We start from the raw sequence: 14,860 nt of genomic DNA on the forward strand, positions 1-14,860 counted from the left end.
CCCCGACTCGCAAGAACCGGGGCTTTTTGTTGGTGCGCTACAACGGCTTAGCCGTTGAACACATCATCCACGCTTTGCAGCGGGTAGTGCTTCGGATACGGCAGGGTGGCCACGCCGGTCTCGATGGCGGCCTTGGCCACGGCATCGGAGATCAGGGTGATCAGGCGCTTGTCCATTGGTTTCGGGATGATGTACTCACGACCGAATTCCAGCTTGGCGCCACCGTAGGCGTCGCACACGTCCTGAGGCACCGGCAGCTTGGCCAGTTCACGCAGGGCATTGGCGGCGGCTACTTTCATCTCTTCGTTGATGCGCTTGGCGCGAACGTCCAGGGCGCCACGGAAGATGAACGGGAAGCCCAGTACGTTGTTGACCTGGTTCGGGTAGTCCGAACGGCCGGTAGCCATGATCACGTCGTTGCGGGTGGCGTGCGCCAGTTCCGGCGAGATCTCTGGGTCCGGGTTGGAGCAGGCGAACACGATCGGGTTGGCCGCCATGGACTTGAGGCCTTCGGCGCTCAGCAGGTTCGGGCCCGAGAGGCCGACGAACACGTCTGCACCGTCGAGGGCGTCAGCCAGGGTGCGCTTGTCGGTGGCGTGGGCAAACATCGCCTTGTACTGGTTCAGGTCGGTACGCTCGGACTGGACCACGCCCTTGCTGTCGACCATGAAGATGTTTTCCAGCTTGGCGCCCATGCTCACCAGCAACTTCATGCAGGAGATGGCCGCAGCGCCGGCGCCCAGGCAGACGATCTGCGCGTCAGCCAGGGTCTTGCCAGCGATTTCCAGGGCGTTGATCATGCCGGCAGCGGTAACGATCGCGGTGCCGTGCTGGTCATCGTGGAATACCGGAATGTCGCACTGTTCGATCAGGGCCTTTTCGATCTCGAAGCACTCAGGTGCCTTGATGTCTTCCAGGTTGATGCCACCGAAAGTGATGGAAATGCGCTTGACCGTGTCGATGAACGCCTGCGGGCTTTCGGAGTCGACTTCGATGTCGAAAACGTCGATGCCGGCAAAGCGCTTGAACAGCACGCCTTTACCCTCCATGACTGGCTTGGAAGCCAATGGGCCGAGGTTACCCAGGCCGAGAATCGCGGTGCCATCGGAAATCACTGCAACCAGGTTGCCTTTGCCGGTGTACTTGTACGCCAGTTCGGGGTCGCGGGCGATTTCACGTACGGGCTCGGCAACACCAGGGCTGTAGGCCAGCGACAGGTCGCGGGCGGTGGCAGTGGCCTTGGTGAGCTCTACACTCAGCTTTCCTGGACGAGGATGGGCATGATATTCGAGAGCGGCAGTTTTCAAATCAGACATATCGGCATTCCGCTTTTACTGTTGGTCGACGGACCGCCGAGGATACGCGTGTCGCAAAGTCCCTACAAGACTGGGTAGTCACAGGTGTCAAGGCCCCAAAGCGCCGTACTTTGGTCTAAGGCCACGGGATACAAGGGCTTAACTGTTCACAATCGAATAAAAAAATGTCTACAATTTTTTATTAATCAGTCGATTTGAGCATGCTGAGGTCGGTCAGTGGCAGCAACCAACGTGCCTGACCGTTTTTCCGGCCACCCCGTTTGGATCGATCCTGCACCCAGCCACGGGCTTCGATTGTCCTGCCTTGCAGACCACTGAGCAATGCGGAGTCGAAGTGGCGAGTGAGTTCGGGTGCAATGCGTAATACCAGTGAGCCCTGCAATTCGATCCAGATTCCGCCGCGATTGCGTTCGATCTTGCTCACTCGGCCGCTGACCAAGGCGAAGCCGGACTGCTTGAGTTGTGCCACGCTTAGCACGGGTGATTTGCGCCACAGGCCCAATCGCGCCTGACGGGCGCTGTTTTCAGCAGCCTGCTGACAGGTGACCAGATCGACGTTGGGCGCGACGCCCACTTGGAACCCCAGCCCCTCGGCCAGCAGTTGCGCCTCAAGGTTCTCGCCATCAGCGCCGTAAAGGTGGGCCAAGGTACGGCCGTAACGGTCTTTGCTCTCGCGCCCCAATACCAAGCCAACCCGGCCGCCACTGGCCTCAACCAACGCCTGCAAACGCTGGCGGGCCGCAACGGCATAGGGCTCGTCGGAGCGGCCTTTCTTGCCGGTTTCAGGCGCATTGAGGCCGATCATCCGCAGACTGCGGCCATCCTTCAGGCGCACGGTGTCGCCATCCACCACACGCTGCACATCCACCCGGGCCAGGGCGGCCGGTGCGGGGCAAAACACGTCGGCCTGTGCGACTGAAGGCCAAATCCCAGGCACAAAAAAGGCGCCCACAAGGGACGCCTTTTTCAACAGCTGGCAAAAGCCCATAAGGCTTTTGAGCCTTACTCTGCTGGAGTAGCAGCAGGCTTCTTGCCGAAAGCACCAAAGCGATCTGCGAAGCGCTGTACACGGCCGCCGGTGTCCAGAGTTTTCTGCTTACCGGTGTAGAACGGGTGGCACTCGTTGCATACGTCAGTACCCAGTGGCTTGCACAGGTTCGAACGGGTTTCGAACTTGTTGCCGCAGCTGCAGGTGACTTCGATGGTTTCGTACGCTGGATGGATATCGGCTTTCATGGCACTTCCTCGGGCTAGCGTGCCGCCACTCGACACTATTGTCGAATACCGCACGTAATTAGGCCGCGGATTCTACCAGACCTTTTCAATCGCGCAAGCCGCACATCCGGCTGAAAACCTCCTTTCATCAGAAAACCGTGGCATACCCAAGCCCTCCCCTGTCTGCTAGGCTCCCGCCCCTGCGCCACCGCCTGCCTTTATATGAGACTCCCCGCGTGCCCGACGCCATTCTGCGCCTAGCCCTGCCCTCGCCCCTGCGCCGCCTGTTCGATTACCGGGCGCCGGCCGGCGTACTGCGGGCGCAGTTGCAACCGGGCATGCGTGTGCGCGTGCCGTTCGGGCGCCGAGAGATGATCGGCATTCTGGTTGAAGTCACCGATCACAGCGAAGTACCGGCCGAGAAGCTCAAGCCCGCGCTGGCCATCCTCGACGCCACCCCACCACTGCCGCCCGCGCTGTTCAAGCTGTGCCTGTGGACCGCCCAGTATTACCAGCACAGCCTGGGCGACACCTTGAGCTGGGCGTTGCCGGTGCTGCTGCGCCAGGGCGAACTGGCCGAAGCGCGCCAGGAACGCTTCTGGTCGATGGTGCCCGGCGCGCGCCTCGACGACCCGCGTATCGCCCGCGCGCCGCGCCAGCGCGAGGCCCTGGCCACGCTGGCGCAGCATCCCCATGGCGTGGCGCATCAGCTGCTGAGCAAGCTGATGCTGAGCAAAGACAGCCTCGACCTGCTGCTCGCCAAAGGCCTGGTGCAGGTGGAAATTCGCAAGCACGCCCCCGACGCCCGCCACGAACACTGGCTGGCCCAGCCGGAATTGCCGCTGAACCCCGAGCAACGCGCCGCCTACGAGGCGATTCGCGCAGGCTTCGACAGCTTCCACGCGTTCCTGCTGGCCGGCGTCACGGGCAGCGGCAAGACCGAAGTCTATTTGCAGTTGATCCGCGAGACCCTGCAAGCCGGCAAACAGGCGCTGGTGCTGATCCCCGAGATCAACCTCGGCCCGCAGACCCTGGCGCGCTTCGAGCAGCGTTTCAATGCGCGCATCGCCCTGGTGCACTCGGCGGTCAACGACCGCGAGCGCCTGGAGTCATGGCTGGCGGCGCGGGACGGCGAGGCCGACATTATTATCGGCACCCGTTCGGCGCTGTTCACCCCGATGAAAAACCCCGGGCTGATCATCATCGACGAGGAACACGACGGCTCTTATAAACAGCAGGAAGGCCTGCGCTACCACGCCCGCGACCTGGCGCTGGTGCGCGCGCGCCAGGAAGACATCCCGATTGTGCTGGGCTCGGCCACGCCGTCCCTGGAAAGCCTGCACAACGCCTACACCGGTCGTTACGGCCTCCTACGCCTCAACGAGCGGGCGGGCGGTGCCAAGCAACCACGTTTCCTGCGCCTGGACGTCAAAAGCCGCCCGCTGGACAGCGGCATTTCCGGGCCGATGCAACAAGCCATCGGCCAGACCCTCGCCGCCGGTCAACAGGTGCTGGTGTTCCTCAATCGCCGGGGTTTTGCGCCGACCCTGCTGTGCCATGACTGCGGCTGGATGTCCGAGTGCGAACGCTGCGACGCACGCATGACTGTGCACCAGCGCCACGGCGAACTGCGCTGCCACCACTGCGGCCATGTGGAGCGGGTGCCACGCCATTGCCCGCAGTGCGGCAAAGTCGACCTGCGACCGGTAGGCGCAGGCACCGAGCGCGCCGAAGAGCGCCTGGGCATCCTGTTCCCGGATTACCCCGTGCTGCGGGTGGACCGCGACAGCACGTCGCGCAAAGACGCGATGAACCAGCTGTTCGCCACCATCCAGAAAGGCCAGCCGTGCATCCTCATCGGCACGCAGATGCTTGCCAAGGGACATCACTTTCCACGGGTGACCCTGGTGTCGATCCTCGATGCGGACGGCGGGCTATTCTCCGGGGATTTCCGCGCCAGCGAGCGCATGGCGCAGTTGATCGTACAGGTCGCGGGCCGTGCGGGCCGTGCCGAGGAGCCTGGCCGGGTGATTATCCAGACGCACCTGGCCGACCATCCGCTGCTGATCCAACTGACCGAGCAAGGCTACTTCGCCTTCGCCGAACAGGCCCTGAGCGAACGTCGCGCCGCCGGCCTGCCGCCGTTTTCCCACCTTGCATTACTGCGCGCCGAGGCGCACAAACCAGGGCAGGCCGAGAGCTTCCTGGATGAAGCGTGCAGCGCCGCCGAACGTTTGCTGGGCGAACTGGGTCTGAGCGGCATCGAACTGCTCGGCCCGGTGCCTGCACCCATGGAGCGCCGTGCCGGGCGCTATCGCGCTCAGCTACTTTTGCAGGCAACCTCCCGTGCGCCGCTGCACCGCCTATTAAGTAGCTGGTTGCTTGCCCTGGAGCAAATGCCCAGCGGCCGGCAAGTGCGATGGTCGTTGGACGTAGACCCGGTAGATTTGTATTAACCCTGGCCACAGGTCCCGCGAAGGTTGGCAAGCCCGCCCTCGCCACGGATAATGCCCAGTTTTTCCACCTGCGCATCGCGCGCCGCCGCTTGCGGTCGAAAGAGAACACCATGAAAGACACCATTCGCCAGCTGATCCAACAAGCCCTCACCCAACTCGTCAACGAAGGTGTGTTGCCTGAAGGCCTGTCGCCGGCGATCCAGGTGGAAAACACCCGCGACAAGACCCACGGTGACTTCGCCAGCAACATTGCGATGATGCTGTCCAAGCCGGCCGGCATGAAACCGCGCGACCTGGCGGAAAAAATCATCGCCGCGCTGCCTGCCGACGAAAGCGTCACCAAGGCCGAAATCGCCGGCCCCGGTTTTATCAACTTCTTCCAGAATACCCAGGCCCTTGCTTCGCGCCTGGATGCAGCCCTGGCCGACGCCAGGATCGGCGTGCGCAAGGCCGGCCCACTGCAGCGCGTGGTCATCGACCTGTCGGCACCGAACCTGGCCAAAGAGATGCACGTGGGCCACCTGCGCTCCACCATCATCGGCGACGGCGTGGCACGGGTGCTAGAGTTCCTCGGCGACACCGTGGTCCGCCAGAACCACGTGGGCGACTGGGGCACCCAGTTCGGCATGCTGATGGCTTACCTGCAAGAGAACCCGATCACCAGCAACGAGCTGTCGGACCTGGAAAACTTCTACCGCGCCGCCAAGAAGCGCTTCGACGAATCCGAAGAGTTCGCCGACCGCGCCCGTGGCCTGGTGGTCAAGCTGCAAGCCGGCGATCAGGAATGCCTGGCGCTGTGGAACCGCTTCCGTGAGATCTCGCTGTCGCACTGCCAGGAAATCTACGAGCTGCTCAACGTCAAGCTGACCATGGCCGACGTGATGGGCGAAAGCGCCTACAACGACGACCTGATCAACGTGGTCAACGACCTCAAGGCCAAAGGCCTGCTGGTGGAAAGCAACGGCGCGCAGTGCGTGTTCCTCGAAGAGTTCAAGACCGCCGATGGCGAGCCGCTGCCGGTGATCATCGTCAAGGCCGATGGCGGCTACCTGTATGCCACCACCGACCTCGCGGCCGTGCGCTACCGCAGTGGCGTGCTCAAGGCGGACCGTGCGCTGTATTTCGTCGACCAGCGCCAGGCCCTGCACTTCCAACAAGTCTTCGAAGTGGCGCGTCGAGCAGGTTTTGTCACCCACCCGATGCACATGGAGCACATGGGCTTCGGCACCATGAACGGCGCCGATGGCCGTCCGTTCAAGACCCGTGACGGCGGCACCGTGAAGCTGATCGACCTGCTGACCGAAGCCCAGGAACGTGCCTACAACCTGGTGAAGGAAAAGAACCCGGAGTTGGCCGAGGCCGACCTGCGCAACATCGCCCGCGTGGTGGGTATTGGCGCGGTGAAATATGCCGACCTGTCCAAGCACCGCACCAGCGACTACAGCTTCAACTTCGAGCTGATGCTCAATTTCGAAGGCAACACCGCACCGTACCTGCTGTACGCCTATACCCGTGTGGCCGGCGTGTTCCGCAAGCTGGGCAAGGACTTCAGCGAAGTTGAAGGGCACATCGTGCTGGACGCCCCGCACGAGCAGGAACTGGCTGCCAAGCTGGCGCAATTCGGCGAAGTGCTGAACAGCGTCGGTGAGAAAGGTACGCCGCACATCCTGTGCACCTACCTGTATGAAGTCGCCGGCCTGTTCTCCAGCTTCTATGAGAACTGCCCGATCCTGACCGCCGACGACGAAGCCCAGAAGCAAAGCCGCCTGCGCCTCGCCGCCCTGGCCGGACGGACCCTCAAGCAAGGCCTGGAACTGTTGGGTCTGGAAACACTGGAGCGTATGTAAGTTGGCTGCCAAGAAAAAACCAGCACCCAAGCGCGGCGCCAGCCGCTACCAGGCCCCGGCGAAGAAGCCGATCCCGGGCTGGTTGTGGATGGCGATCGGCCTCACCGTCGGCGCGTTTATCGTGTTCCTGATGAAACTGGATCCGGGCAAGGGCGATGACGTCAAACGGGTCAAGCAGGAGCAGCAGAAGGCTACGAAAATGGCCGAAGCCAACAAGACTGCGCCGAGCCCGACCGCCCCGGTGAAGCCGAAGTACGACTTCTACACGCTGTTGCCGGAATCGGAAGTGATCGTGCCGCCGGACGCCGTGCCGGAGAAAACCCTGCCGACGCCGCAAGTGCCGACCACCCCGGTCACCCCGGCGGAAGCCGCGAAGATCGACACGGCGCGTGCCCAAGCCGCATTGGCCGGGATCACCCCGCCGCCAGCCCCGCCGGTGGCCGAGACCAAGGCCGCGCCGGTAACCAAGTTCTTCCTGCAAGCGGGCTCGTTCCCCAAACAGGCAGATGCGGATCGCGTACGGGCGCAGATCATTCTGCTGGGCCAGTCGGTGACGGTGGAGTCCGGCACGGTGAAGGATGCGACCTGGTATCGCGTACTGGTGGGTCCGTTCAGCAACCGTGAACAACTGACTGTGGCGCAGAAGCAACTGGCTGGTGCGGGCTTTAGCAACCTGTTGTTACAACAACGCCAGAGCCGCTGATTCAAGCTCAACACCGATCAGAATGTGGGAGGGGGCTTGCCCCCGATAGCAGTAGATCAGTCAACATTTTCGGTGACTGACACACTGCCATCGGGGGCAAGCCCCCTCCCACATTTGGTTTTGCAGCTTTCTGGAGTGGGTGTCAGACCCGTGACCACCACTCGTCCGCCATACCCCCCTACGGTTGAAATCCCCCCCGCCACCCCCATATGAGTTTCCATCAGGGCATTTTCGCCCCGCTGCGTGGAGACTCTCCCCTTGACCACCATCGTTTCAGTACGTCGCCACGGCAAAGTCGTCATGGGCGGCGACGGCCAGGTTTCCCTGGGCAATACCGTGATGAAAGGCAACGCCAAGAAAGTGCGTCGCCTGTACCACGGCCAGGTTCTCGCGGGCTTTGCCGGCGCTACCGCCGACGCCTTCACCCTGTTCGAACGTTTCGAAGGCCAGTTGGAAAAACACCAGGGCCACCTCGTGCGCGCCGCCGTCGAACTCGCCAAAGAATGGCGCACCGACCGTTCCCTCAGCCGCCTGGAAGCCATGCTGGCCGTCGCCAACAAAGACGCGTCCCTGATCATCACCGGTAACGGCGATGTGGTTGAGCCCGAACATGGCCTGATCGCCATGGGTTCCGGCGGTGGCTATGCCCAGGCGGCAGCCAGCGCACTGTTGAAGAAAACCGACCTGTCGGCCCGCGAAATCGTCGAGACCGCCCTGGGTATCGCCGGCGATATCTGCGTGTTCACCAACCACAACTTCACCATTGAGGAGCAGGACCTCGCCGAGTAAGCCGTAGGCTTATTCCCGCTTGAGGCCGCCAAACACTATGTCCATGACTCCCCGCGAAATCGTCCATGAACTCAATCGCCATATCATCGGCCAGGACGATGCCAAGCGCGCCGTAGCCATCGCGCTGCGTAACCGCTGGCGCCGGATGCAACTGCCCGAAGAATTGCGCGTTGAAGTAACGCCGAAGAACATCCTGATGATCGGCCCTACAGGCGTCGGTAAAACCGAGATCGCCCGCCGCCTGGCCAAGCTGGCCAACGCGCCGTTCATCAAGGTCGAAGCTACCAAGTTCACCGAAGTGGGCTATGTGGGCCGTGACGTCGAGTCGATCATCCGTGACCTGGCTGACGCTGCCTTGAAGATGCTGCGCGAACAGGAAATGACCAAGGTCAGCCATCGCGCCGAAGACGCCGCTGAAGAACGTATCCTCGACGCCTTGCTGCCACCGGCACGCATGGGCTTCAACGAAGACGCCGCACCGGCTTCGGATTCCAACACCCGCCAGCTGTTCCGCAAGCGCCTGCGTGAAGGCCAGTTGGACGACAAGGAAATCGAGATCGAAGTCGCTGAAGTGTCCGGCGTCGACATCTCAGCTCCGCCTGGCATGGAAGAAATGACCAGCCAATTGCAGAACCTGTTCGCCAACATGGGCAAGGGCAAGAAGAAAAGCCGCAAGCTCAAGGTGAAGGAAGCGCTGAAACTGGTGCGCGACGAAGAAGCCGGGCGCCTGGTGAATGAGGAAGAACTCAAGGCCAAGGCCCTGGAGGCGGTCGAGCAGCACGGCATCGTGTTTATCGACGAGATCGACAAGGTGGCCAAGCGCGGTAACTCCGGCGGCGTCGATGTGTCCCGTGAAGGCGTACAGCGCGACCTGCTGCCGCTGATCGAAGGTTGCACCGTGAACACCAAGCTGGGCATGGTCAAGACCGACCACATCCTGTTTATCGCCTCCGGTGCGTTCCACCTGAGCAAGCCAAGCGACCTGGTGCCGGAGCTGCAAGGCCGCCTGCCGATTCGCGTGGAGCTCAAGGCGCTGACCCCGGGCGACTTCGAACGTATCCTCAGCGAACCGCACGCGTCCCTCACCGAGCAGTACCGTGAACTGCTGAAAACCGAAGGTCTGGGCATCGAGTTCCAGCCAGACGGCATCAAGCGCCTGGCGGAGATCGCGTGGCAGGTCAACGAGAAGACCGAGAATATCGGTGCGCGTCGCCTGCACACCTTGCTGGAGCGGCTGCTGGAGGAAGTGTCCTTCAGTGCTGGCGACCTGGCTGGGGCGCAGAATGGCGACGTGATCAAGATTGACGCTGAATACGTCAACAGCCACTTGGGCGAATTGGCGCAGAACGAAGACTTGTCGCGCTACATTCTGTAAGCCTCACTCAGAACTGCTTTGCTTTATTGTGGGAGGGGGCTTGCCCCCGATAGCGGTGTATCAGTACCAGATGGGCTGACTGACACACTGCTATCGGGGGCAAGCCCCCTCCCACATTTTGATGTCGGTTCGTTCAGGATGATCATCAATGACCAAATTTCCTACTGCAGTAAACCTGCACAAAACCTCCAACACCCTCAGCCTCACTTACGGGCCCGACGAGGTGTACCAGCTTCCTGCCGAACTGCTGCGCACCCACTCGCCTTCCGCCGAGGTCCAGGGCCACGGTAAGCCGATCCTGCAATTCGGCAAGCTCCACGTGAAGTTGGTCAAGATCGAACCGGCCGGCCAGTACGCACTGAAACTGACCTTCGACGATGGGCATGACAGCGGACTGTTCACCTGGGACTACCTCTACCAGTTGGCCGTGCGTCAGGACGCACTGTGGGCCGACTATCTTGCCGAACTCAAAGCCGCCGGCAAAACCCGCGACCCGAGCCAGTCGGTCGTACGGCTGATGCTCTAGCTCAGGCCTCTTGCTCTTTAGAGCGCATTTTCTAATTTCATCTGCTTGAATGCCCTGTCGCGTGGCCAACGATTGGCCCGCTTGCGAAAAAAATTAAACTCGGGTAACCAATGGAACTGGCAAGTTCCCTGCATTTGACGATGCGGTATCAACGGTCACCCGAGTCGCAGTACCAGGCTTGAGTTGTGTATCGAAACTGGGTGCGCAGCGGTCCCCGGTACTCGTCTTTCGGACAATGGAGCGTCGTAGATGAGTAACAAGAACAACGATGACTTGAAACGCCAGGCCTCGGAAAACACTCTGGGGCTCAACCCGATCATCGCGTTACGTAAAAAGGATTTACTCGCTTCGGCGAAGATGGTGCTGACCCAAGCCATCAAGCAACCGTTGCACAGCGTCAAGCACGTCGCCCATTTTGGCGTCGAACTGAAGAATGTGATGTTTGGCAAATCCGCGCTGGTGCCGGAAAGCGATGACCGTCGTTTCACCGACCCGGCCTGGAGCCAGAACCCGCTCTACAAGCGCTACCTGCAAACCTACCTGGCGTGGCGCAAGGAACTGCACGACTGGATCGGCGACAGCAACCTGTCGGAACAGGACATCAGCCGCGGCCACTTCGTGATCAACCTGATGACCGAAGCCATGGCGCCTACCAACAGCGCGGCCAACCCGGCGGCGGTCAAGCGTTTCTTTGAAACCGGCGGCAAGAGCCTGCTCGACGGCCTGTCCCACCTGGCCAAGGACATGGTGCACAACGGCGGCATGCCCAGCCAGGTCAACATGGGTGCCTTTGAAGTAGGCAAGACCCTGGGCACCACCGAAGGCGCGGTGGTGTTTCGCAATGACGTGCTGGAGTTGATCCAGTACAAGCCGATCACCGAACAGGTGCACGAACGCCCGCTGCTGGTGGTGCCGCCGCAGATCAACAAATTCTATGTATTCGACCTGAGCCCGGAGAAGAGCCTGGCGCGCTTTTGCCTGCGCAATGGCCAGCAGACGTTCATTGTCAGCTGGCGCAACCCGACCAAGGCCCAGCGCGAATGGGGCCTGTCGACCTATATCGAAGCGCTGAAAGAAGCCGTCGATGTGGTCACCGCGATCACCGGCAGCAAAGACGTGAATATGCTCGGCGCCTGCTCCGGCGGCATCACCTGCACCGCCCTCTTGGGCCATTACGCGGCGCTGGGGGAGAAGAAGGTCAACGCCCTGACCCTGCTGGTGAGCGTGCTGGACACCACGCTGGACACCCAGGTGGCGCTGTTCGTCGACGAGCAGACCCTGGAGGCGGCCAAGCGCCATTCCTACCAGGCCGGCGTGCTCGAAGGCCGCGATATGGCCAAGGTTTTCGCCTGGATGCGCCCCAACGACCTGATCTGGAACTACTGGGTGAACAACTACCTGCTGGGCAACGAGCCGCCGGTGTTCGACATCCTGTTCTGGAACAATGACACCACGCGCTTGCCGGCAGCGTTCCATGGCGACCTGATCGAGCTGTTCAAAAACAACCCATTGGTACGCGCCAACGCCCTGGAAGTGTGCGGCACGCCCATCGACCTCAAGCAGGTCACCGCCGATATCTATTCACTGGCCGGCACCAACGACCACATCACGCCGTGGCAATCCTGCTACAAGTCGGCGCAGCTGTTTGGTGGCAAGGTCGAGTTCGTGCTGTCCAGCAGCGGGCATATCCAGAGCATCCTCAACCCGCCGGGCAACCCCAAGGCGCGCTACCAGACCAGCGATGGCCTGGCGGGCAAGCCGCTTGAGTGGCAGGAGAATGCGACCAAGCATACGGATTCGTGGTGGCTGCATTGGCAGGCGTGGCAGGCGGAGCGAGCGGGTAAGTTGAAGAAAGCGCCGACGAGTTTGGGAAATAAAACCTATGCCGCAGCAGAGGCGGCGCCAGGCACCTACGTACACGAACGCTAAATTGAAATGCATTCAAATGCGGGAGGGGGCCCCCTCCCACATTTGGCGCATTCCGGCTGTAACACTTCACAGGGTTTGAGCATGCCGCAACCGTTCATCTTCCGTACCATCGACCTGGATGGCCAGACCATCCGCACGGCGGTACGCCCCGGCAAGCCTCACTTGACGCCGTTGCTGATCTTCAATGGCATCGGCGCCAACCTTGAGCTGGTGTTTCCGTTCGTCCAGGCACTGGACCCGGACCTGGAAGTGATCGCCTTCGACGTGCCCGGCGTCGGCGGTTCGTCGACGCCCAATCGGCCGTACCGCTTTCCCGGTTTGGCCAAACTCACCGCGCGTATGCTCGATTACCTGGACTATGGCCAGGTGAATGCGGTGGGCGTGTCCTGGGGCGGCGCGCTGGCGCAGCAGTTTGCCTATGACTACCCGGAGCGGTGCAAGAAGTTGATCCTCGCAGCCACGGCGGCGGGTGCGGTGATGGTGCCGGGCAAGCCGAAGGTACTGTGGCTGATGGCCAGCCCGCGCCGCTACATCCAGCCGTCCCACGTGGTGCGCATCGCGCCGATGATCTACGGCGGTTCGTTCCGCCGCGATTCGAAACTGGCCGCCGAACACGCCAGCAAAGTGCGTTCGGCCGGCAAGCTCGGCTACTACTGGCAACTGTTCGCCGGGTTGGGCTGGACCAGCATCCACTGGCTGCACAAGATCCGCCAGCCCACCCTGGTGCTGGCGGGGGACGATGACCCGCTGATCCCGCTGATCAACATGCGCATGCTCGCCTGGCGCATTCCCAATGCACAGTTGCACATCATCGATGACGGCCACCTGTTCCTGATCACCCGGGCCGAAGCCGTGGCGCCGATCATCATGAAGTTTCTTGAAGAGGAGCGCATGCGCGCGGTGATTCATCCGCGACCGGCCGTGTAAGGACCACACTGCCGCGCAACTTGCCAGGAACCGACTATGGTTCTGAATTGGCGTGCCCGTTTGATGGCTTGACGAAGGAGTGTTGGCTCATGCGAGAAAGACCCGTGACGAACCCGGCGCCCACACCCGCCGCGTTCATCAACGCGCAAAATGCGATCACCGGCCTGCGCGGCCGGGATTTGCTGTCGACGCTGCGCAGCGTGGCTGCCCATGGCTTGCGCAACCCGGTGCATACCGTTCGGCATGCCTGGGCGCTGAGCGGGCAACTGGGGCGCGTGCTGCTCGGTGAAACCGTGCACGAACCCAACCCCAACGACAGCCGCTTCAACGACCCCACCTGGAAGCTAAATCCCCTGTACCGGCGCAGCCTGCAGGCCTATTTGAGCTGGCAGAAGCAGACACGCCACTGGATCGATGACAGCACCCTCAGCGCCGATGACCGAGCCCGTGCGCACTTTGCCTTCTCGTTGCTCAACGATGCGGTCTCGCCGTCCAACACCTTGCTCAACCCGTTGGCGATCAAGGAGCTGCTCAACTCCGGCGGCAACAGCGTGGTGCGCGGGGTGAGCAACCTGTTCGAGGACCTGCTGCACAACAATGGCCTGCCGCGCCAAGTCAGCAAGCACGCCTTCGAAGTGGGCAAGACGGTCGCCACCACCCCTGGCTCAGTGGTGTTTCGCAATGAGCTGCTGGAGCTGATCCAGTACAAGCCCATGAGCGAAAAACAGTATGCCAAGCCGCTGCTGGTGGTGCCGCCGCAGATCAACAAGTACTACATCTTCGACCTGAGCCCGGCCAACAGCTTTGTGCAGTACGCCCTGAAAAACGGCCTGCAGACCTTCATGGTCAGCTGGCGCAACCCGGATGTGCGGCATCGCGAATGGGGCCTCTCCACCTATGTCGCCGCGCTGGAGGAAGCGCTTAACGTCTGCCGCGCGATCACTGGCGCCCGCGAGGTCAACCTGATGGGCGCCTGCGCCGGCGGCCTGACCATCGCCGCGCTGCAAGGCCACCTGCAAGCCAAGCGCCAGCTGCGCCGCATCTCCAGCGCGAGCTACCTGGTGAGCCTGCTGGACAGCCAGATCGACAGCCCCGCCACCCTGTTCGCCGACGAGCAGACCCTGGAAGCCGCCAAGCGCCGCTCCTACCAGCAAGGCGTGCTCGACGGCCGTGACATGGCCAAGGTGTTCGCCTGGATGCGCCCCAATGACCTGATCTGGAACTACTGGATCAACAATTACCTGCTGGGCAAGGAACCGCCGGCCTTCGACATCCTGTACTGGAACAATGACAACACGCGCCTGCCCGCCGCCCTGCATGGCGACCTGCTGGACTTCTTCAAGCACAACCCGCTGAGCCATCCCGGCGGCCTGGAAGTCTGTGGCACGCCCATCGATTTGCAGAAGGTCACAGTGGACAGTTTCAGCGTGGCCGGCATCAACGACCACATCACGCCGTGGGATGCGGTGTACCGCTCCACCCAATTGCTGGGCGGTGAGCGGCGCTTCGTGCTGTCCAACAGCGGGCATATCCAGAGCATTCTCAACCCGCCGGGCAACCCCAAGGCCAACTACGTCGAGAACCTCAAGCTGAGCAGCGACCCACGTGCCTGGTACTACGACGCCGACCATGTCGAAGGCAGCTGGTGGCCGCGGTGGCTGGAGTGGATCCAGCAGCGTTCCGGCGTGCAACGCGAAACCCTCACCGCCCTGGGCAACCAGAATTACCCACCGATGGAAGCGGCACCGGGCACTTACGTGCGCGTACGCTGAGCTCA

Annotated in this window: 12 protein-coding genes; 9 read left to right on the top strand and 3 right to left on the bottom strand. The window is 62.0% G+C overall.

Annotated features, from left to right (window positions below; translation table 11 throughout):
* Positions 1–47: 47 nt before the first annotated feature.
* The 3 genes from NL123_RS28470 to rpmE all read right to left on the bottom strand — a co-directional run bounded on the left by NL123_RS28470 (position 48) and on the right by rpmE (position 2,552).
* On the bottom strand, positions 48–1,316 hold the full coding sequence (locus NL123_RS28470; RefSeq protein WP_058423669.1) for a malic enzyme-like NAD(P)-binding protein: 1,269 nt from the start codon (positions 1,314–1,316) through the stop codon (positions 48–50).
* Between the two features lie 181 nt (positions 1,317–1,497).
* Entirely contained in the window at positions 1,498–2,304 is an 807-nt protein-coding gene (locus NL123_RS28475) for a thermonuclease family protein (RefSeq protein ID WP_248485776.1), read from the bottom strand.
* Between the two features lie 14 nt (positions 2,305–2,318).
* Complete coding sequence (rpmE, locus tag NL123_RS28480) at positions 2,319–2,552, bottom strand: 50S ribosomal protein L31 (protein ID WP_005784030.1); 234 nt, start codon at positions 2,550–2,552, stop codon at positions 2,319–2,321.
* A 215-nt stretch (positions 2,553–2,767) separates the two neighbouring features.
* Between rpmE and NL123_RS28485 the strand changes: the two genes are divergently transcribed.
* The 9 genes from NL123_RS28485 to phaC (NL123_RS28525) all read left to right on the top strand — a co-directional run bounded on the left by NL123_RS28485 (position 2,768) and on the right by phaC (NL123_RS28525) (position 14,855).
* Entirely contained in the window at positions 2,768–4,987 is a 2,220-nt protein-coding gene (locus NL123_RS28485) for a primosomal protein N' (RefSeq protein ID WP_248485775.1), read from the top strand.
* Between the two features lie 110 nt (positions 4,988–5,097).
* Complete coding sequence (gene argS, locus NL123_RS28490) at positions 5,098–6,834, top strand: arginine--tRNA ligase (RefSeq protein ID WP_248485774.1); 1,737 nt, start codon at positions 5,098–5,100, stop codon at positions 6,832–6,834.
* Position 6,835: 1 nt separating this feature from the next.
* On the top strand, positions 6,836–7,537 hold the full coding sequence (locus tag NL123_RS28495) for an SPOR domain-containing protein (RefSeq protein ID WP_025858692.1): 702 nt from the start codon (positions 6,836–6,838) through the stop codon (positions 7,535–7,537).
* 258 nt (positions 7,538–7,795) lie between these two features.
* Positions 7,796–8,326 carry an ATP-dependent protease subunit HslV gene (hslV, locus tag NL123_RS28500; protein WP_010563201.1) on the top strand — a complete coding sequence of 177 codons (531 nt, stop codon included), beginning with the start codon at positions 7,796–7,798 and terminating at the stop codon, positions 8,324–8,326.
* A 37-nt stretch (positions 8,327–8,363) separates the two neighbouring features.
* The gene (gene hslU / locus NL123_RS28505) at positions 8,364–9,701 is read left to right on the top strand and encodes an ATP-dependent protease ATPase subunit HslU (protein WP_248485773.1); all 1,338 of its coding nucleotides are present in this window, start codon (positions 8,364–8,366) and stop codon (positions 9,699–9,701) included.
* 148 nt (positions 9,702–9,849) lie between these two features.
* Positions 9,850–10,227 carry a gamma-butyrobetaine hydroxylase family protein gene (locus NL123_RS28510; RefSeq protein WP_248485772.1) on the top strand — a complete coding sequence of 126 codons (378 nt, stop codon included), beginning with the start codon at positions 9,850–9,852 and terminating at the stop codon, positions 10,225–10,227.
* Positions 10,228–10,476: 249 nt separating this feature from the next.
* The gene (phaC, locus tag NL123_RS28515) at positions 10,477–12,156 is read left to right on the top strand and encodes a class II poly(R)-hydroxyalkanoic acid synthase (protein WP_071492375.1); all 1,680 of its coding nucleotides are present in this window, start codon (positions 10,477–10,479) and stop codon (positions 12,154–12,156) included.
* An 81-nt stretch (positions 12,157–12,237) separates the two neighbouring features.
* Entirely contained in the window at positions 12,238–13,083 is an 846-nt protein-coding gene (phaZ, locus tag NL123_RS28520; protein ID WP_016979176.1) for a poly(3-hydroxyalkanoate) depolymerase, read from the top strand.
* Positions 13,084–13,172: 89 nt separating this feature from the next.
* Complete coding sequence (phaC, locus tag NL123_RS28525; protein ID WP_494356804.1) at positions 13,173–14,855, top strand: class II poly(R)-hydroxyalkanoic acid synthase; 1,683 nt, start codon at positions 13,173–13,175, stop codon at positions 14,853–14,855.
* Positions 14,856–14,860 lie beyond the last annotated feature (5 nt).

The organism is Pseudomonas sp. FBCC-B1565 (genome assembly GCF_059133265.1).

What these genes read in the sequence shown, in the direction of transcription:
- phaC (WP_494356804.1), top strand. Translation starts at nt 13,173, where the DNA reads ATGCGAGAAAGACCCGTGACGAACCCGGCGCCCACACCCGCCGCGTTC.
- NL123_RS28475 (WP_248485776.1), bottom strand. Translation starts at nt 2,304, where the DNA reads ATGGGCTTTTGCCAGCTGTTGAAAAAGGCGTCCCTTGTGGGCGCCTTT.
- argS (WP_248485774.1), top strand. Translation starts at nt 5,098, where the DNA reads ATGAAAGACACCATTCGCCAGCTGATCCAACAAGCCCTCACCCAACTC.
- hslU (WP_248485773.1), top strand. Translation starts at nt 8,364, where the DNA reads ATGTCCATGACTCCCCGCGAAATCGTCCATGAACTCAATCGCCATATC.
- NL123_RS28510 (WP_248485772.1), top strand. Translation starts at nt 9,850, where the DNA reads ATGACCAAATTTCCTACTGCAGTAAACCTGCACAAAACCTCCAACACC.
- rpmE (WP_005784030.1), bottom strand. Translation starts at nt 2,552, where the DNA reads ATGAAAGCCGATATCCATCCAGCGTACGAAACCATCGAAGTCACCTGC.
- phaC (WP_071492375.1), top strand. Translation starts at nt 10,477, where the DNA reads ATGAGTAACAAGAACAACGATGACTTGAAACGCCAGGCCTCGGAAAAC.
- phaZ (WP_016979176.1), top strand. Translation starts at nt 12,238, where the DNA reads ATGCCGCAACCGTTCATCTTCCGTACCATCGACCTGGATGGCCAGACC.
- NL123_RS28470 (WP_058423669.1), bottom strand. Translation starts at nt 1,316, where the DNA reads ATGTCTGATTTGAAAACTGCCGCTCTCGAATATCATGCCCATCCTCGT.